Annotated in this window: 14 protein-coding genes; 11 read left to right on the forward strand and 3 right to left on the reverse strand. The window is 72.6% G+C overall.

Translation table 11 applies throughout. From position 1 onward, the window contains the following. Window positions 1-147: 147 nt before the first annotated feature. A complete protein-coding gene (locus tag HYQ63_RS09565) occupies window positions 148-411 on the reverse strand; it encodes a hypothetical protein (RefSeq protein ID WP_123100063.1) in 264 nt (87 codons plus the stop codon). A 251-nt stretch (window positions 412-662) separates the two neighbouring features. On the opposite strand from HYQ63_RS09565, the gene HYQ63_RS09570 reads away from it, so the two are divergent. The 4 genes from HYQ63_RS09570 (at window position 663) to HYQ63_RS09585 (ending at window position 7,249) form a co-directional block, all read left to right on the forward strand. Beyond that, entirely contained in the window at window positions 663-2,177 is a 1,515-nt protein-coding gene (locus HYQ63_RS09570) for a DUF4331 domain-containing protein (protein WP_179933428.1), read from the forward strand. 124 nt (window positions 2,178-2,301) lie between these two features. Beyond that, a complete protein-coding gene (locus tag HYQ63_RS09575; protein ID WP_257231769.1) occupies window positions 2,302-3,654 on the forward strand; it encodes a lipopolysaccharide assembly protein LapB in 1,353 nt (450 codons plus the stop codon). A gap of 353 nt (window positions 3,655-4,007) precedes the next feature. Then, entirely contained in the window at window positions 4,008-5,582 is a 1,575-nt protein-coding gene (locus HYQ63_RS09580) for a nickel transporter (protein WP_257231770.1), read from the forward strand. 44 nt (window positions 5,583-5,626) lie between these two features. Then, entirely contained in the window at window positions 5,627-7,249 is a 1,623-nt protein-coding gene (locus tag HYQ63_RS09585) for a serine/threonine-protein kinase (RefSeq protein WP_179933430.1), read from the forward strand. Here HYQ63_RS09585 and HYQ63_RS09590 read toward each other — a convergent pair. Beyond that, window positions 7,233-8,039: an SGNH/GDSL hydrolase family protein gene (locus HYQ63_RS09590; RefSeq protein WP_179933431.1), complete on the reverse strand. Its 807-nt coding sequence runs from the start codon at window positions 8,037-8,039 to the stop codon at window positions 7,233-7,235. The genes HYQ63_RS09585 and HYQ63_RS09590 overlap by 17 nt on opposite strands. Window positions 8,040-8,409: 370 nt before the next feature. On the opposite strand from HYQ63_RS09590, the gene HYQ63_RS09595 reads away from it, so the two are divergent. From HYQ63_RS09595 to HYQ63_RS09620, 6 genes are all read left to right on the forward strand, one after another. Continuing rightward, window positions 8,410-8,823 carry a hypothetical protein gene (locus HYQ63_RS09595; RefSeq protein WP_257231771.1) on the forward strand — a complete coding sequence of 138 codons (414 nt, stop codon included), beginning with the start codon at window positions 8,410-8,412 and terminating at the stop codon, window positions 8,821-8,823. Window positions 8,824-8,826: 3 nt separating this feature from the next. Next, on the forward strand, window positions 8,827-9,939 hold the full coding sequence (locus HYQ63_RS09600; protein WP_179933432.1) for a GNAT family N-acetyltransferase: 1,113 nt from the start codon (window positions 8,827-8,829) through the stop codon (window positions 9,937-9,939). Between the two features lie 383 nt (window positions 9,940-10,322). Beyond that, a complete protein-coding gene (locus HYQ63_RS09605; RefSeq protein ID WP_179933433.1) occupies window positions 10,323-11,135 on the forward strand; it encodes a glycosyltransferase family 2 protein in 813 nt (270 codons plus the stop codon). Then, on the forward strand, window positions 11,132-12,205 hold the full coding sequence (locus HYQ63_RS09610; protein WP_179933434.1) for a glycosyltransferase family 2 protein: 1,074 nt from the start codon (window positions 11,132-11,134) through the stop codon (window positions 12,203-12,205). Before HYQ63_RS09605 ends, HYQ63_RS09610 begins: the two co-directional genes overlap by 4 nt. A 23-nt stretch (window positions 12,206-12,228) precedes the next feature. Then, entirely contained in the window at window positions 12,229-12,990 is a 762-nt protein-coding gene (locus HYQ63_RS09615; protein WP_179939911.1) for a polysaccharide deacetylase family protein, read from the forward strand. A gap of 4 nt (window positions 12,991-12,994) precedes the next feature. Continuing rightward, a complete protein-coding gene (locus HYQ63_RS09620) occupies window positions 12,995-16,684 on the forward strand; it encodes a lipopolysaccharide biosynthesis protein (protein WP_179933435.1) in 3,690 nt (1,229 codons plus the stop codon). A gap of 86 nt (window positions 16,685-16,770) precedes the next feature. On the opposite strand, the gene HYQ63_RS09625 is transcribed toward HYQ63_RS09620, so the two are convergent. Next, a complete protein-coding gene (locus tag HYQ63_RS09625; protein WP_373689048.1) occupies window positions 16,771-18,168 on the reverse strand; it encodes a xylan 1,4-beta-xylosidase in 1,398 nt (465 codons plus the stop codon). A 159-nt stretch (window positions 18,169-18,327) separates the two neighbouring features. Here HYQ63_RS09625 and HYQ63_RS09630 point away from each other — a divergent pair, with 159 nt between their 5' ends. Then, on the forward strand, window positions 18,328-19,479 hold the full coding sequence (locus HYQ63_RS09630) for a DUF5925 domain-containing protein (protein WP_373689207.1): 1,152 nt from the start codon (window positions 18,328-18,330) through the stop codon (window positions 19,477-19,479). The last annotated feature ends 14 nt before the right edge of the window (window positions 19,480-19,493 follow it).

The raw sequence follows: 19,493 nt of genomic DNA on the forward strand, positions 1-19,493 counted from the left end.
GGAGGCCGGTGGTGTGCCGTGCCTCACAGCGTGAACTCACAGCACGGAGCACCGGCTGGAGCGGGCCGGTGCCTCCTGCCTACCCGGGATGCGGATGCCGTCGCGCGCGGGTGTGACGCGCCTGGCGGGGCGGTCGGACGCGGTGGGTCAGGCGTGGCTGCCGAACAGCGAGCGCCGCAGCCGGCGCAGCGGCGCGAACAGCGACACCCGGGCACCCCGGTTGTTCTTCGCGCGCGCGTGATCGCGTGCGATCAGCTCCTGCATCAGCACCGTCGCGCCCTCGGCCTCCCGCTCCGGGACGGCCGGGCCGCCCAGCACCGCGAGATGGCGGTCGAGGCGCGCGCTGGACGCTCCGCTCCCGCAATGAATGGCAGGCACTCGGGGCCTGCTACGTACTGTTATCTGCTCCATGTCACTCCCCACCCGTTCGAGGGCACCCGCCCCGGGCAGAGTAACCCTACCTCCCCGAGCCGTCACCTGCGCATCCCAGGTTCCTGATTCACCACCACGTCAAGGGTGTTGACGCCCATACAGTGAAGATCGGCCCCGGTGAGAGCCCCTTTGCCATTCGTGACAAATTACGGAACGCGCCAAGCCATTCGGCCCTCCGCCCCGAATAGCCGCATGAAGGAACATCCGGCAAGGTGCGAAGGACCGACACGATGACCGCATTCACCAGGAGCTTGGCCGGGCTCGTCTGCTGCTCGCTGGCCGCGGGCGCGCTCACGGCCGCCGGCGTCGCGGCGCTACAGCCGCAGACCGCGGCAGCCTCCAGCCACCGGGAGGCGCCACTGATCTCGGGGCAGCCGCAGTACGACGCGACGGACGTGTACGCGTTCCAAAGCCCCGACAAGTCGGACACGACCACCCTGGTCACGAACTTCCTGCCGTTCCAGGACCCGGCCGGCGGCCCGAACTTCTACAAGTTCGGCACGGACGCCCGGTACGACCTGCACGTCGACAACGACGGCGACGGCCAGGGCGATCTGCTCTTCCGCTGGACGTTCGAGGACCATGTGAAGAACGGGGACACGTTCCTCTACAACACGGGCCCGGTCGAATCGCTCGACGACCCGGACCTGAACTTCACCCAGAGCTACGACCTCGAGGTCATCAAGCTCAAGAACCAGCGGGCCGTCGCCCGGGCCAAGCTCGCCGACGACCTGCCGGTCGCCCCGTCGAACGTCGGCAAGGCGTCCATGCCCGACTACAAGAAGCTCCGCGACCAGGCGGTCCAGAAGATCGGCTACAGCGGCGGCTCGACCAGCTTCGCCGGTCAGGCCGACGACCCGTTCTTCGCCGATCTGCGGGTCTTCGACCTGCTCTACGGCGGCGACATGTCCGAGGTGGGCAACGACACCCTCAAGGGGTACAACGTCCAGTCCCTGGCCCTCCAGGTGCCGACCAAGGCGCTCACCGAGTCCGACGACCAGCCGGTGATCGGCGTGTGGTCCACCGTCCACCGCAGGAGCGCGGACGGCGACTGGGCCCAGGTCTCCCGGCTCGGCAACCCGCTGGTCAACGAGGTGGTCCTGCCGCGCAAGGACAAGGACAAGTTCAACGCCTCGGCCCCGTGGGACGACGGCCAGTTCCTGAAGTCCGTCACCGAACCCGAACTGCCCAAGCTGATCGAGCAGATCTACAAGATCGAGGCCCCGGACACCCCGCGTGACGACCTCGTGCAGGTCTTCCTGACCGGCGTGCCCAAGCTCAACCAGCCGCCGCGCGTCCGCCCCTCCGAGATGCTGCGGCTCAACACCTCCATCAAGCCCGCCAAGAACCCCAAGCGGCTCGGCGTGCTCGACGGTGACAACGCCGGGTTCCCCAACGGACGGCGGCCGCTCGACGACGTGCTCGACATCTCGCTCCAGGCCGTGGAGGGCGAACTCCTCGGCAAGAAGAACGACCTGGGCGACGCGGTCGACAAGAACGACCAGGAGTTCTACGGCGCCTTCCCGTTCCTCGCGCTGCCCAGCTCCGGTTCGGACGCCAAGGCCGTTTCCAAGAGCGCCGGTTCGTCCCTGCTGGAAGGCGGCTCGGGCATCGGCGGCTCCTCGGAGGACACCATGCTGCTCGCCGGGTCCGCGGCGGGTGGCGGCGGCGCCGTCCTGCTGGTGGGCCTCGGGCTCCTCTGGTTGCGCAAGTCGCGCCGTCCCGCCCGCGCACGCAGGCACTGACCAGAGCCCGTCTCCTCTCGCACCACCCCGCGGGCGCGGTCCCGCCCTCGCACGCTCCCCTTCGTGCGGGACCGCGCCCCCTCTCCCCTGTTATGCCTGTTACGGCGAAAGGCAGCTGTCACCCATGGCTCTCCGGCCACCCCTCCCCCGCACGGTCCGCACGGCGGCCGTCGTCTGCACCCTCGCGGTGGGTCTGACCGCCGCCTCGTCCGTACTCAGTGGAACCCCCGCCGACCAGCCCGCCGGACCGGTGTCGCTGCGCGCCGCCGGGGCTCCGGCGTCGCTCCAGCAGGTCTCGGCCGACGGCCTCGCCGGACGGATCAGCGCCCTCCAGAAGCATCTGCGCGCCCAGCCGAAGGACGCCTCCGGCTGGTCCGGTCTCGGTGCGGCCTACATCGAACAGGCCCGCACCACCGGCGACCCCACCCGCTATCCGCAGGCGGAGAAGACCTTCGCCCGCTCGCTCGCCGCCCAGCCGCGCGACAACGACGAGGCGCTCGCCGGGCGCGCCTCCCTCGCCGCCGCCCGGCACGACTTCACGAGCGCGCTGCGGGACGCCGACAAGGCGCTGAAGATCAACTCCTACAGCCAGTCGGCCATGGCCGTCCGGATCGACGCCCTGGTGGAGCTGGGCCGCTACAAGGACGCGTCCACCGCCGCCGAGCACGCCGACTCGGTGCGGCCCGGCATCCCCGTCTTCACCCGGCTCGCCTACGTCAAGGAGCTGCGCGGCGATCCGAAGGGGGCGCGCGAGGTCCTGGAACGCGCGCGGGAGTCCGCGACCTCGCCCAGCGACATCGCCTACGTCGCCACCTCGCTCGGCCAACTCGCCTTCGGCCAGGGCCGGTACGACGCCGCGCGGAGCGCCTTCCGCACCGCCCTGCGCGCCGCGCCCGGCTACCTCCCGGCCCTGGAGTACCGCGGCCGCACGGCAGCCGCCGAGGGCCGCCTCGGGGCCGCCGTACGCGACCTCGAAGAGGTCGTACGGAGGTCCCCGCTGCCCGCCCAGCTGGCGGCGCTGGGCGAGGCGTACGAGGCGCGGGGCGACGCCAAGAAGGCCAAGCAGCAGTACGCGGTGGTCGACACCTGGATCACCCTGGCCCGCGCGAACGGCGTGGCCACCGACCTCGACAGCGCCCTCGTCGCGGCCGACCACGGCGACGTCAAGGAGGCCCTGAAGGCGGCCCGCGCCGAATGGGACCGACGGCACACCGTGCACACCGCCGACGCCCTGGCCTGGGCCCTGCACCGCAACGGCAAGGACCGCGAGGCCCTCACCGCCGCCAAGCGCGCCGCCGAACCGGGCTACCGCAACGCGGCCTTCCTCTACCACCGAGGCATGATCGAGAAGTCCCTCGGCGACGACGAGTCCGCCCGCGACCACCTCGCCGCGGCCCTCGACCTCAACCCGGGCTTCTCCCCGACGGGCGCGCGCGACGCGAAGGCGGCCCTGAAGCAGCTGGACGGTGCGCGATGACCTTTCCCCACCCCGCCCCTCCCCGAACCGGGCCTCCGCCCCGGACCCCGGTCCTCAATCGCCGGACGGGCTGGATGGCGACCGAACCCGACGCAACGCGCCCCACCCCCGGCACGGAGCCCGCGGCCAGCTCTGAGACGGAGCACCCGGCGCAGCTCCGGGCGAAGCCCACGACCGGGTTCACGGCGGCGCCCACGGCAGAGTCCAGGGCAGAGCCCACGTCCGGACCCGAGGCAGAACGCCCGGCGCAGCCCATGACCGTTCCCGGGGCCGGGCCCGTGGCGGGGTCCGGGGCGGAGCCTAGGGTTCGGGTAGGGGCGGGGTGGGGGAAGGCGTCCGGGCACCCCCGCGACGTGGCCGCTCGGCGGCGGGTCCGGCGGCGGGTCATCGCCGCCGGGGTGCTCCTGGGGGCCGTGGCGCCGGTCTTGTTGCCCGCCGGGAGCGCCGAGGCGCACCCCCTCGGCAACTTCACCGTCAACCGCTACGACGGCCTCGTCATCACGCAGGACGCCGTCCGCGTCGACCACGTCGAGGACCTGGCCGAGATCCCGTCCGCGCAGGCGAAGGCACAGATCGACAAGAACGGCGACGACGCGCTCTCCCGGAGCGAGCTGTCCGCCTGGGCGGACACCCGTTGCGCGACCGCCGCGGAGGAGGCGCGCCTGACCGTGGACGGCCGTAAGACCGACGTCCGCGTGCAGCGCAGCGCGGCCCGCAACCGGCCCGGTCAGGCCGGGCTGCCGACGCTGCGCGTGGACTGCCGGCTGACGGCGGGCCTGGCGCACGCGCAGAAGGCGGCCATCGGCTACCGCCCCCACGACGTCGGCACCGGCCCCGGCTGGCGCGAACTGTCGGCCCAGGGCGACCGGATGACGCTCACCGACTCGACCGCGCCCACCCGTTCGGTCTCCCACCGGCTGACCCGCTACCCCAAGGGCCAGCTCTCCTCGCCGCTCGACCAGCGCACCGCCACCCTCCGGGTCGAGCCGGGCGGTCCGGCGCTCGCCGCGGCCACCCCGGCGTCCGACCGGGACGACGCGGTGGGTTCGTCGGTGCTGCCGCGCGGCGCGGACCGTTGGACGCAGGCGCTCACCTCGATGGTGGCGCGGCACGACATCACCTTCGGCTTCGCGCTCACCGCCTTCGGCATCGCGGTCATGCTGGGCGCGATGCACGCGCTCGCCCCGGGCCATGGCAAGACGATGATGGCGGCGGCCGCCGCGGCGGGCGGGCGCAGCGCGCTGCGCGATGTGCTGACGCTGGGCGCGTCGGTGACGGTCACCCACACGATGGGGGTGTTCGCCCTGGGGCTGCTGGTCACGGCGGGTTCGGCGGCCGCGCCCTCGGTGATCTCCTGGCTGGGCATCGCGAGCGGGGTGCTGGTCGCGCTGGCGGGCGCGGGGCTGCTGCGCAAGGCGGTCCGCAGGCACCGCCATGTGAAGGCACACCAACACCAGCACCACCACGACCACGACCATGAGCACGGACACAGCCACGACCATGGGCACCCGCACGGGCACACGCACACGCACACCCACGACCACGGAGACGGCCACACCCACACCCACGAAATCCGCCCCACCCTCCGCGGCACCCTCCTCATGGGCTTCGCGGGCGGGATGGTCCCCAGCCCTTCCGCCGTCGTCGTGCTGGTCGGCGCCGCGGCGCTCGGGCAGGCGTGGTTCGGGATCGTGCTGGTGGTGGCGTACGGGCTCGGGCTGGCGCTGACCCTCACGGCGGCCGGGTTCACCGCGGTACGCGTGGGCCAGGAGGCCGCCGAGCGGCTCATGGCCCGCCGGGAACGGGCGGGCCGGGGCCACAAGCTCCTGGGCGTGCTGCACCGCGCGTCGCCGTTCGGGACGGCCGCCGTCGTGCTCGTGCTCGGCTGCGGATTGGTGCTCAGGGGGGCGGCAACAACGCTCGGTTGAGGTACATTCAGCCCGAATTGCTCGGTTGGGGGGAGGACTCGGCCATGAGCGAAGAGGGTTTCGGCCGCCGGGACGAGCGGCTGGCCGGGGGGCGTTACCGCCTCCTCGGCGAGCTGGGCCGCGGCGGCATGGGCGTGGTGTGGCGGGCGTACGACGAGGCGCTGGGCCGCGACGTCGCCATCAAGGAGGTGCGGGCCCCGTCCGGGCTCGGCGACCGCGACATCGACCGGCTGTACGCCCGGCTGGAGCGCGAGGGCCGGGCGGCGGCGCGCGTCTCGCACCGCAATGTGGTCACGGTGTACGACGTGGCGATGGAGGGCGGCCGCCCGTGGATCGTCATGGAGCTGGTGCGCGGGCTGTCCTTCGCGGATGTGCTGGAGGCGGAGGGTTCGGTGCCGCCCGCGCGCGCCGCGTTCGTGGGCGCCGAGGTGCTGGCGGCGCTGCGGGCCGCGCACGCGGTGGGCGTCCTCCACCGCGACGTCAAGCCCGGAAACGTACTGATCGCGAACGACGGCCATGTGGTGCTCTCCGACTTCGGGATCGCCGTGGTCGAGGGTGACGCGGCGCTGACGCTGACCGGGGAGCTGGTCGGTTCGCCGGAGTTCCTCGCCCCGGAACGGGCGCTCGGCCAACCGCCGGGCCCGGAGGCGGATCTGTGGTCGCTGGGCGTGATGCTGTACGCGGCGGTGGAGGGCTTCTCGCCGTTCCGGCATGACACGCCGCTGTCGACGTTACGGGCCGTGGTGGACGCGGCGTTACCGCCGCCCCGCTGGGCCGGGCCGCTGAGGCCCGTACTGGAGGGGCTGCTGCACAAGGATCCGCGCCAGCGGACGTCGGCCGCGGAGGCGGAGCGGCTGCTGCGGCTGGTGGCCGCGGGCGGCGCCCCCGGCGACGTACCGCGCCACACGAACGCGACCCCGACGACCCCGATGACCCCGACGACACCGACAGATCCCGCGCCGCCGGGCGGCGGCCATCCGGCCACCCCCGCCCCCGCGGGCGATCAGCCGCCGCCGGAGCATCCCCGGCGGGCGGTGGCCGCGATCGCGGCCGGGGCGGTGCTGGGCGTGCTGGCGCTGTGCGGGCTGACCTGGGCGCTGCTGAACGAGGGCGGCCAGGACGACAACAGCGGCGGCACCGGCGGCACGACGACCGCCACCGGCACGCACCGTACGGACGCCACCAAGGACCCCAAGGACGGCGGGGACGACAACGGCCGTCCCGCGAGCACGGCCGCGACCACCTCACCCGCCCTCACCATCACCGTCGTCATCAAGGCCGAGCGCGACGACTACGAGGGCGCCTGCCCGCCCCCGTCCGGCGAGGCGCCGTCCTTCACGGCGGCCCTCTCCGTGAACCACGCCCCCGCGACGGTCCAGTACCGCTGGATCACCGGCAGCGGCCGCGTGTCGGACGGCGGCTGGAAGTCGGCCCACTTCGGCGAGGGCGGCACGGCGCGGACGGTGCGCCACACCGAGCTGTCGTATCAGGCGGGAGCCCGCCACGAGGACTGGATCGCCGTGGAGGCGAAGGGCCCGAAGGGCATCGCATCCGTCACGTCCTCGCGCGTCGGCTTCGCCACGACGTGCGAGGAGGCCCCGACGGACGGGGCCTCCTCCTCTACGTGGGCACCTCGGGGGACGGAGCCGTTCAGGCAGCCGCGGTGAACACGGGGAGGTAGCCACCGGACTGACCGGCGGCGGTCGGGTGGTAGGACTCCTCGATGGGGAAGGTGACGCTGTTCAGCCAGGCGCTGCCGGAGCAGATCTCGTGGCCGGTGAAGGTCGGGGTGACGTCGCCGAAGGCGAAGCCGTGGTCGGCGGCGCGCTTGGCGGTGACGGAGTTGAGGAGGTCGGCGGCGTTGTTGATGGCAGCGCGCGAAGCCTCGCTGAGGCCCAGGAAGCAGGAGCCGTTCAGCTTGTAGAAGCGCGGGTAGCCGAGGACGACGACCTGGGCGGACGGGGCCTTGGCGCTGATGGCGTCGTACACCTGGTCGAGCTTGCCGGGCAGGGTGTTCTGGGCGTACGTACGGGCGTTGGCCACGGCGTTGAGGCAGCCGCTCTCGCCCGACAGCGCACAGGTGGTCATGACGCTCGCGAACCCGGCGTCGTTGCCGCCGACGCTGATGCTGACGAGGCCGGTGGTGGAGTTGAGCGGTCCGAGCTGGCTGCTGAGCACGTCGCCGGTCTTGGCGCCCGAGCAGGCGGTGAAGGCGAAGCTGGAGGGGGAGTGGGCGGCGGCCCAGAGCGCGGGGTACGCCTTGGTGCTGCGCTTGCAGGCACCGCTGGCACTGTCGTAGCTGCCCGCGCCGACGCCGGACGAGTAGGAGTCACCGAGCGCCACATAGGCGGGGCCGGCGCTCTGCCCGGCGGCGTGGGCGGCACCGGCCCCGGTGAGGGCGAGGACGGCGCCGACGACGAACGCGCCTAAGGTCGCCGTGAGTCTGGACAGTTTCATTCGAATCTCCCTAGAAGGATCACTCCTGTGCCGATATGAGGCGCAATCACCCCCATAGCGGGGCAATCGCGTTCGAAACCGTCAATCACGCCACCGTGCATATATCGGCGCCGTGACATGGCTATGTCATGCCGCCGAAAATCATGATCTATGCATGGAAGTGGCCAAAATCTTTCGATCACTCAAAAGGGTGAATCCTGCACGCAATCCCCGGCGCGCGCCTGGCGCGCGGGTGCGCAAAACCCTTGGTGGGCGCTCAACCCCGCGCTCTCGCATGACGTCTTCGCACACTTTTCCCGTCTTGACGGGCCTTGGCGCGCTGCGCGACATTGAAGCCCGGCATCCGGCGCTTCGGGGGGCAAAGTCGCCAATGCAGACGAACACTGACAAGAGATCGGCACGCGCCGAACTGCTGCCGGTGGCCGCGGGGGCGGCCGTCGGCATCGCGGCCACCGGCGCCGCGCTCACGCTGGCGGACTTCGACTCGCCGCTGCGCGCGCCGTTCACCCTGTTCTTCCTCGTGGCGGCGCCCGCCGCGGCGCTGGGCAGCGCCCTGCGCGGGCTCGACACGGCGGCCCGCATCGTGCTGGGGGTGGCGGGCGCGCTCGCCCTCGATCTGCTGGTGGCGCAGGCGATGCTCGCGCTGCACGTCTGGTCGGTGCGCGGCGGAGTGGCCGCGGTGGGACTGCTGAGCCTGCTGATGCTGGCCCCGGCACTCCTCACGCAGGCCCGGCGCCCGGGCCGGGGGCTCGCCGAGCCTCAGAAAAGCGGCGGGGGCTGCTGACCTGTGGAGATCCGTGTGTACCGGCCGGGCGAGCTGACCGCCGCGGACCGGGCGGTCTGGACGGCCATGCAGGCCCAGGCGCCGCTGCTGGGCGCGCCGCAACTGGCGAATCCCTTTCTGTCACCCGAGTTCGCTCTCGCGCTCGGCCGCTGCCGAGGCGGGGTGCGGATCGCGGTGGTGCGCGAGGAGGGCGAGCCGGTGGCCTTCTTCCCGTTCCAGCGGACCCGGTTCGGGGTGGGCCGGGCGATCGGCCTCGGACTGTCGGACGCGCAGGGGCTGGTGCACCGGCCGGGGTTCCAGTGGGACGCGCGCGAGCTGTTACAGGCGTGCGGGCTGGCGGTGTGGGAGTTCGACCACCTGGTGGAGGGCCAGAAGCCGTTCGAGGTGGCGGCGCGGGGGACGTACGACTCCCCCGTGATCGACGTGGACCGCGGCTACGAGGCATATCTCGCCCAACTGCGCGCCCGCTCACCGAAGTTCACGCGGACGACGCTGGCCAAGGCGCGCAAGCTGGGCCGGGACGTCGGCGAGGTGTCCTACGTCCACGACGAGCGTGATCCGGCCGTGCTGCGCACGCTCATGGGGTGGAAGTCCGCGCAGTACCGCAGGACCGGGCGGAGCGACCGCTTCGCCCATCCGTGGATCATCCGGCTGGTGCGGCAGCTGTTCCACACCCGGGGGGCATCGTTCGCGGGAGTGCTGTCGGTGCTGTACGCGGACGGGCGGCCGATCGCCGCGCACTTCGGGCTGCGTTCGGAGCGCGTCATGGCGTGCTGGTTCCCGGCGTACGACACGGACTTCGCCAAGTTCTCGCCCGGTCTGGTGCTGCACCTGCGGATGGCGGAGGGAGCCGCCGCCGAGGGTGTGGACTATCTGGATCTCGGGCGCGGCGAGAAGGAATACAAGGACTCCCTGAAGACACGCGATCTCAGCGTGTCGGAGGGGTGGGTGATGCGCCGCCACCCGGTGGCGCTGGGGCATCGGGCACGGCGTGCGCCGGTGCGGGCGCTGCGCAACACGGTGCTTTCCCGGCCGGAGCTTTTCGGACCGGCCGACCGGCTGCTGAAACGCATGGGGAGTGTGCGGGCGGCCGGGAAGAATGGGGAAGGCAAATGAAGGTCAACATTTCAGAAAGAGGTGTCGGCACCGCCGTCTTGCCCTAGGGTCAAGAGGCTCAACAGAGTTATGAGCGTGAATACCGTCGTTACTCAACCCGCATCGGACCATCATTCAACGCGGCTCAAGGGGAGGGCTCGAGCGCCGCGATGGATTCCGTGCGGGGCGCGGTAGGGGGGTGCCGCGTCCGGTTTTTCCTGCCCGTTGTTGGGGGCGGGCCGGGGCGCGTGCCGCGAGGCCAGTAACAGCCAGCTCATCCGTTCCGCACGGTGTGCACGAGAGTTCATGCCGTCATGCGCGGATGAGAACCCCCCTTTCGAACCGGATACACCAAAGGACCGCCGCGGGGGCGGTGGTCCACCGGACGAGAGGGAACCATCGTCATGACGTCTTTTGTGCGACCGGCCACGTCCGATATCGCACCGGCCGCCGGATCATCTCGATACCGGCCCATCTCCTCACATCTCGCGATCGCGCCGCCGGTGAGCGTCGTGATTCCGGCGATGAACGAGGCCGAGAATCTTCCGTACGTCTTCAAAACCCTTCCGGACTGGATCCATGAAGTCGTCCTGGTGGACGGCAATTCCACGGACGACACGGTCCGGGTGGCCCGTGAACTCCGGCCGGACGTGAAAGTCGTGTCGCAGCGCGGCAAGGGCAAGGGAAACGCGCTCATCACCGGATTCGCCGCCTGCACCGGCGAGATCGTGGTGATGGTGGACGCGGACGGCTCCGCCGACGGGTCCGAGATCGTCAGCTATGTGTCCGCGCTGGTGTCGGGAGCCGACTTCGCGAAGGGGTCGCGCTTCGCCAACGGGGGCGGCACGGACGACATGACGCCGATCCGCAAGCTCGGCAACCGCGCGCTCACCGCGATCGTCAACCGCAAGTTCGGCGCCCGCTACACCGACCTGTGCTACGGCTACAACGCATTCTGGCGCCACTGCCTGGACGAGATCGCGCTGGACTGCGCCGGGTTCGAGGTGGAGACGCTGATGAACATCCGGGTGGTCAAGGCCGGGCTGCGGGTCCAGGAGATCCCCAGCCATGAGTACGAGCGCATCCACGGCGCCAGCAATCTGCGGGCCGTCCGCGACGGGCTGCGGGTGCTGAGGGTGATCCTGGCCGAGCGCGGCGTCCGGCGGCCCCGCCGCCCGGCCGTGGCGCCCGCGGCGGTCCGAGGGGAGGTGTCTTGACCCTCGCCCGACCGCAGCCGCGGATCTCGGTGGTGATCTGCGTCTACACCGAGGACCGCTGGGACGACATCCTCGCCGCGGTGGCCTCGGTGCGCGACCAGTCGTGGCCCGCCGAGGAGACGCTGCTCGTGGTGGACCACAACCCGGCGCTGCTGCGGCGGCTCCGGGACCACTACGGGTGCGCCGATGCGGCCGATTCCGGCGAGTCCGGCGAGTCCGGCGAGTCCGGTGAGGGGGTGCGGGTGCTCGCCAACGCGGGCCCCCGCGGCCTGTCCGCGGGCCGTAACACCGGCATCGCCGCGTCCACCGGCGAGGTGATCGCCTTCCTCGACGACGACGCGGTCGCCGAGCGGGACTGGCTGCGCCACTTCGCCGACGGGTACGCGGACCCGCGGGTGCTGGCGGTCGGCGGGCGCACCGAACCGGTGTGGGCGTCCCGGCGCCGCCCGGCCTGGTTCCCGGAGGAGTTCGACTGGGTCGTGGGGTGTACGTACCGGGGGCTGCCGCCCGGCCGGGTCCGGGTGCGCAACGTGCTCGGCGGGAACGCCTCGTTCCGCAGGGAGGCGTTCGACGCGGTGGGCGGGTTCGCGAGCGGCATCGGGCGGGACGCCGACAAGCGGCCGCTGGGCTGCGAGGAGACCGAGCTGTGCATCCGGCTGGCGCGCGCCCGGCCGGACGCGGTGCTGCTGATCGACGACCGCGCGGTGATCCACCACAAGGTGCCCGCGGCGCGGGAGCGGTTCGCCTACTTCCGCAGCCGGGCGTATGCCGAGGGGCTGTCGAAGGCCCTGGTCGCCCGCAGTGTGGGGGCCCAGGCCGGGCTGGCGACCGAGCGCCGCTACACCACGCGCGTGCTGCCCGCGGGCGTTGCCCGGGGGCTGCGGGACGCCCTGCTCGGCCGGGCGGGCGGGGCCGGGCGCGCGGGCGCGATCGTGGCCGGTGTGTCGGCCGCGGCGGGCGGCTATCTGATCGGCACCGCCCGGGCCCGCCGGGCGGGCGGTGCCCGCTTCACGATCGCGGCGGTGCCGGGGCCTCCGGCGTCCGGCACCGACGGGGGAGGCTCCCCGTGACGACAAGGCCGGTGCCGATATTGATGTACCACGCCGTGGCCCACACCCCGGCGCGGGCGACGCACGCGCTGTCCGTCTCACCGGGGGCGTTCGCCGAGCAGATGGAGCTGCTCGGCGCGTCCGGCTTCACCCCGGTGACCTGCGCGCGGCTCGCCGACGCCTGGCGCGGGGGCGATGCACTGCCGTCGAACCCCGTGCTGATCACCTTCGACGACGGCTACGAGGGCGTGCACCGCCACGCCCTCCCCGTCCTCGACCGGCACGGCTTCGCGGCCACCCTGTTCGCCTCGACGGGGTGGCTGCGCGGCCGGTACGAGACGGACGGCGCGCTCGACGTGATGCTCGACTGGGGGCAGGTGCGCGAACTCGCCGCGGCCGGGATGGAGATCGGCGGGCACAGCCACACCCATCCGCAGCTCGATCAGCTCGGCGACGAGCGGCTCCGCTTCGAGGTGGTGCGCTGCCGGGACATCCTCGAGGCCGAACTGGGCCGTCCGCCGGTGTCGTTCGCCTATCCCTACGGCTACTCCGACCGCCGGGTCCGGCAGGTGGTGCGGGAGGCCGGGTTCGGGGTGTCGCTCGCGGTGGGCAACGCGTTGGCGGACCGCCGCCAGGGCCCGTACGCGCTGCGGCGGATGACGATCGTCCGCACCACGCGCATCGAGGAGTTCGCGCGGCTGGTCCACGGCCGGGCCGTCGGCCGCGCCTTCGCCGGGGACCGGGCGCTCACCAAGGGCTATGCCCTCGTCCGCAGATCACGTCAGCTTCTAGGGAAGGTGCACTGAGCCCGTGTCCGACACGACCACCCGGGCCGAGGCCGTCGCCGAGGCGCGGCCGGCCGCGGAGCAGCCGCCGCCGACCGGCCCCGGCGGCGGCAGCCAGCTGTTCCGCAATGCCTATGCGCTGATGCTCAACACGGGCATCTCGGCCGTCCTCGGCCTCGGCTTCTGGCTGGCCGCGGCCCGCTACTACGCGGACGACGCGGTCGGCCAGGGTTCGGCGGCCATCGCCGCGATGAAGCTCCTCGCGGGGCTCACCGCGGTGACGCTGACCGGCGCCCTGGCCCGGTTCATCCCGGTCGCCGGGCGGACGACGGGACGGCTGGTGGGTGGCACCTACGCGGGCAGTTCGGTGGTCGTGGCGTGCGCCGCCGTGGTCTTCCTGCTCACGCTGGACCTCTGGGGCCCCTCGTACCGCTTTCTGCACGGCCCGGTGCACGGCATCGGCTTCGTCGTGGCGGTCGTCGCCTGGTCGCTGCTGACCCTCCAGGACGGGGTGCTCACCGGGCTGCGCAGCGCGTTCTGGGTGCCGGTGGGCAATACGGTGTTCCTGGCGGCGAAGCTGCTGCTGCTCGTCGCGCTCGCCGCCACGATCCCGACCGCCGGGGTGTTCGTGTCGTGGGTGGTCTCCATCGCACTGTCCGTGCTGCCGCTGGGCTGGCTGGTCTTCCGGCGTCTTGTGCCGCGGCATGTGAAGACGACGGAGGGCCGGGCGCGGCCCGCGTCGTACCGGGAGATGGGCCGCTTCCTGGCCGGGGACTACACCGGGTCGCTGTTCTCGCTGGCCGTGGTGTACGCGGTGCCGGTCATCGTCGCCTCGCAGGTCAGCGCGGCCGACAACGCGTACTTCTACATCACCACCACCATCGGCGGCACGGTCAATCTGCTCGCCATCAACATGGGCGCGTCGCTGACCGTCGAGGGCTCGCACGACCCGGCCCGGCTCGCCGAGAACTGCCGGGCGGCGCTGCGCCGGATGGCGCGCATCATGCTGCCGGTCTGTCTCGGGCTGTTCGTCTTCGCCCCGCAGATCCTGGGCGTGTTCGGGGCGGGCTACGCGGACGCGGCCGCGTCGCTGCTGCGCTGGTTCGCGGTGGGGGCGGCGCTGCGGGTGGTCATCGAGGTGTACTTCGCGGTGCTGCGGGCGCAGAGCCGCACCTCGGGGCTGGCGTATCTCCAGGGGCTGTTGTGCGTGCTGGTGCTGGGGCTGACGTTGCTGCTGCTGCCGCGGATGGGGCTGGTGGGCGCGGGCGTCGCGGAGATCTCCAGCCTGGCGGTGATCGCCTCGATCGCGTCGGTGAAGCTGTACCGGGTGGTCACGGCGCAGCCCGCGGCCCCGGCTTCCGCCGCCGCTTCGGATCCGGCGAGGATTCCGCCTCCGCCCGGCCCTCCCCCGCCGCTGGAGCGCGGCACCGCGCCCGACGGCGATCTGGCGGATCTGGCGGTGGACGGCGACCGTCGCGCCAAGCGTCCCCGTGGCACGCACGACGCCCGTTACGGCACCCGCTGGGCGCTGCGCGCGGCGCTCGACGCGGACACGCTGGTGCTGGGCGTCCGCATGGACTTCGACCATCCGGAGCGCCGCCCCGACGCCCGGTACGGCCCGCAGCCCGACGCGCCCCCACCCGCCGCACCCGCCGCACCCTCCGCGCCCGCTGCTTCTGCCGCGCCCGCCGCGTCGGAGGCACCGCGCGATACGGGCAGGACGCGGCCGCACACCGGCGTGGCCGTCCTCTGGGCGGTCCTGGCCGCCGGTCTCGGCCTCTACTGGCTGCCGCTGCTCGGCCTGGACGCCGCCGCCCTGGACCGGATGGGCGGGCTCGGACTGGTCTCCGTACTGCCCGGGCCGACGCTGCTGGGGGCGGCACTGCTGGTCGCCGTGTTCGCCGGTGCGCTCGCGCTCGGGCGGCAGCGCCGTGCGCTGCTCACCGTCGCCCTGCTGGCCACCGTCGTGTCCCTGCACGCCGTGCCCGCCGTGCTGGAGGCCCATCCGCGGTTCGCGACCGCGTGGCAGCACCTGGGGTTCCTGGACCACATCGGCCGGACCGGCGACGCCGTGCCCGATCTCGACGCGCGCTGGAGCTGGCCGGGCTTCTTCGCGGGGGCCGCGTTCCTCGCCGAGGCGTGCGGCGTACGGGATTTCTCCGCGCTGCTGCGCTGGTGGCCGACGGTCATCCAGTTGCTCTACCTCGCCCCCCTGATGGTGCTGATGCGCGCGCTGCGGGCGAGCTGGCGGGCCAAGTGGACGGCGGTGTGGCTGTTCGCCCTGAGCGGCTGGGTGGGCCAGGACTACTTCTCGCCGCAGGGGTTCACGTACCTCTTCTACCTGGTGTTCGTCGCCGTGCTGCTGGTGTGGTTCCGCGAACCGCGGGTGCTGGGCGGCAGGCGCAGGCCCGGTGAGGCGGAGGTGGCGGAGGCGACGCGCGGTCAGCGCGCGGCGCTGCTCGGGCTGCTGATCGCGCTGTTCGCGGCGTCGGTGGCGGCGCATCAGCTGACCCCCTTCGTGATGCTCGGCGTGGTGACCGCGCTGGTCCTGGTGCGGCGTTCCGATCTGTACGGGCTGCCGCTGCTGTGCGGGGTGATGGTGGTCGTCTGGATCGGCTTCCTGGCGGAGCCGTACTGGTCGGGCCACTGGGACGAGCTGTTCGGCGGGGTCGGCGGGGTCGGCGGCAATGTGTCGTCGTCCGTCTCCGGCCGGATCGAGGGCGGCAGCAGCGTGCACAAGCTGGTGCTGTACGTGCGGGTGGCGCTGGCCGGCGGGGTGTTGGCGTGCGCCTGCTGGGGGGTGCTGCGGCGGCGCGCGGCGGGCTTCACCGAGCGGGCGCTGCTGGTGCTGACCTTCGTGCCGTTCCTGGGCTTCGGCATGCAGAGTTACGGCGGCGAAATGGCGCTGCGCGTCTTCATGTTCGCGCTGCCGGGCGCCTGCGTGCTCGGGGCGCTGGCGATCTTCCCGCGGGTGCGGCCGGACCGCCGGGGCCTGGCGCCGGTCGCGGCCCTGGTGGCGGGCCTGACGCTGATGTCCGGCTTCCTGGTCGCCCGCTGGGGCAATGAGGCGTTCGAGCGGGTGCGGCCCGGCGAGGTCGCGGCCATGGAGTACCTCTACGCGCACGACAAGCCGACCGTGCGGGTGCTGTGGATGAGCGACGACCCCGTCAACAACGTCACCCCCGCGATGCCGTGGGGCGCGCGGGACATGGAGCGGGTCGCGTACGAGCCGACCCTCGCCCCGCGCGACCCGGTGCTGGTGGGCGGGCTGGTGACGGCGCTGCGCGACGCCGGGCCGCACTCGTATCTGATGGTGGGCCGCGGCCAGTCCGTCTCGCTCCAGTTGGACGGCGGTTACGGGGCGCGCTGGCAGGAGCGGCTGCTGCGCTCCCTGGACCAGCGCCCCGAACTGCGCCGGGTGCTGTCGAACGACGACGCGTCGCTGTACGAGCTGGCGTCGCCGCCGCGCGGGGCGGTGCCGGAGCCGAAGCCGGGCCCGGCCGGGCCGCAGATCACCTGGACGCCGTGGTCGGTGACCGGCGCGCTGGCAGCGGTGGTGCTGATGGTGCTGCTCGCGGCGCGCGAGGTGGTGCGGGTGGCGGTGCGGCCGAGCGTACGGCGGCTGCGGTGGCTCCAGGCGTCGTACTGGTTCGCGCTGCCGCTGCTGCTGGTGGTGCTGGCGTCGCTGGTGCAGCGGTTCCTGACGCTGTCATGAGAAGGCATGAGGAGGCATGAGGAGGCGTGAGGAGGAGGTCGACACCGGTGAGCACGCCGCCCATGGCATCGGCGCTGCCCATGGCGTCAGCGCTTGAGCCAGCGCACCTCGTACGCGTCCATGGCGAACGACCGCCCGTCGACCTTCGCCTTGATCGGCCGGGCCAGGGTGTTGACCACCAGCGTCGCGTCGTCGTCGGCGAGGACCTGCACATGGGTCCGGTCGTCGGCGGCGATGTCCACCGAGCGGAAGCGGGTGCCCGGCGGGAACTCGCGGCCGAAGCGGCTCAGCAGCTCCATCATGGGCAGCGCGCTGCCGCCGTCGTCCAGTTCGGTGGGGCGCCACAGACAGCCGGGGCAGTCGGAGTCCGTCGTCTCCGGGTTCCAGTAGAAGGCGGTCGCGGCGCCGCCGCGGGCCAGCCGGGTCAGCGCGGTGGCCTGCACCGCGACGCGGTGCGCCTCGCTCCAGCGGCCGCGGGCGCCGGCCCTGCTCGTGTCGGCGGCCGGTTCCACGTACCACTCGGCCCACCACACCGGCAGCTTCGTGGTCTCGTCGAGCCAGCGGGTGACGTCCTGGAACTTCTGCGTGGCGTTGAACGCGTCCGGGATCAGCCGGTCGCCCTCGCGGGTGTAGCTGGAGCCGTCGACCACGACGAAGTCGGCGCCCGCCTTGTGCTCGTTCCAGTACGTGATCGCGTCGACGGAGCGCCGGTCGAGCGTGCCCCAGGGGCCGGACACCGTGTCGTCGCCGCCCGCCGCGCCGGGCGGGTCGCTGTCGGCGACGACGTACGGGCCGCCGACCAGGTTCTTCGGGTTCCGCTTCTTCAGCTCGTCGTAGACGAGGTTGTAGAGCTTGGTGTAGCCCTCGTAGTTCCAGCGGTTCTTGCTGTCGTCGTAGAAACCCTTGAACTCGTTCCAGACGATGAAGTGCCGCACCTCGGGGTAGCGCTCGGCGACCTTCCCGGCGAGCTTCGCGAAGTCCTTGTAGTGGTCGGGGGTCGGCGCGGTCTCCAGGGCCTCCTGCGACCAGTCCGTGTCCCCCGGGGTGCCGCCCTTCATCCAGTCGGGCGCACAGCACAGGGTGAGCACGGGCTCGGTGCCGGTCTTGCGCATCAGGGCGACGCGCCGGTCCAGGTCCGCGAAGTCGTAGCGGCCCGGGGACGGCTCGGGGTTGCCCGCGCCCCACCCCATGATGTGCTGGTTCTGCGGCATCGGACGGCCCGACAGCAGCGACTCGGCGGCCTTCCTGCCGCTGTCGGTGCCGCGGTCGGCGCTGTACTGGGTGTGGGTGAAGCCCCAGCCGAGACCGGCCGACGCCGCTCGCTCACGGGCCGACGCCGACGCCCCCGGCCGCCCCGTGCCATCCCCCGGCCAGCTCGTGCACGTGGTCAGCAGCAGGGCCAGCGTGCCCATGCCGACGGCGAGCAGTGCGGTGATCCGCCACCGCCGCGCTCCCGGTAACCCCGCCCGCGACCCCACCGGCATTCCTACCCGTGATCCCACCCGCGCCCCGCCCCGTTCCCGTCCTTGACGTCCTACAAAGGGTAAGAGTATCCCTGAACGCCCCCATTCCGGTGGGCTTCTTCGGAACAGCTCGGTAAACGGCCGTAAACCCCGGTGCGCCGACGCCCCTCGTGCTGGATCATGGGGCAGGGTGCGCCGACCGCCGCACCGGACCGCTCGCTCAGGAGGCAGACCCTGCCCGCTACACCCGCCGAACAGTCCCTTCCGATCCGGCTGAACGTCGATGACAGCGATTCGCCGTCGGATGTCGTCGACGCACTCTTTCTCGGCCGTTTCGCGACCGGAGAGCAGCCGTATGCCCGCAGCCACTCCGTCGACCGGGTGAAGTCGGGCGCCACTCTGCTGCCGCCCGCCGCGACCGTGCTGCGCGCGGCACGCGACGACGACCGCAGCGCCACGCTCGCCGAGGGCGACGGCTGGACCCTGCTGGTGTCCCGGTGGAACCGGGGCGCGGACGTGACCGTGACCGCGGTCCGGGACGACCTCGCCGAAACGGTGCTGCGGCAGGCGGTCGACGGCGCCGAGGACGAGCCCGAGCCCCAGCCGGAGAACGTGTCGATGGGCTTCTGGTACGTCTCGCCGCGCCGCGGCCCGCACCGCACCACCCGCCAGATCGCGGCCGGGACCTGGGAGGAGATCCGCGACAACTACACCGCGCCGGTCGCCGACGCCATGGACGGGCTGATGAAGGTCACCCCGGACGACATCGCGGGCCGCCTCCTGCTGCTGCACGGCCCGCCCGGCACCGGCAAGACCTCAGCGCTGCGCACCCTCGCCCGCTCCTGGCGCGACTGGTGCCAGGTGGACTGCGTCCTGGACCCGGAGCGGCTGTTCACCGACGTCGGCTATCTGATGGACATCGCCATCGGCGAGGACGACGGCTCGGCCAAGGGCCGCTGGCGGCTGCTGCTCCTGGAGGACTGCGACGAGCTGATCCGCGGCGAGGCCAAGCACACCGCGGGCCAGGCGCTGTCCCGGCTGCTCAACCTGACGGACGGTCTGCTGGGCCAGGGGCGCAACGTCCTGGTCGGGGTGACCACCAACGAGGACCTGGAGCGGCTGCACCCGGCGGTGGTCCGCCCCGGCCGCTGCCTCGCCCGCATCGAGGTCGGCAAGCTGAACCGTACGGAGGCGGTCAACTGGCTCGGCACGGAGGAGGGCATCGGCCGGGACGGCGCGACGCTCGCGGAGCTGTTCGCCCTCCGCCGCGGCACCCGCCCCGCCTCGGTCCCCATCCAGCCGGGCGAGACGGACGCGGGGCTGTACCTGTAAGCCCGTCCCGCGTC

This window comes from Streptomyces sp. Rer75 (genome assembly GCF_013414305.1).
Taxonomy (GTDB): Bacteria; Actinomycetota; Actinomycetes; order Streptomycetales; family Streptomycetaceae; genus Streptomyces; species Streptomyces himastatinicus.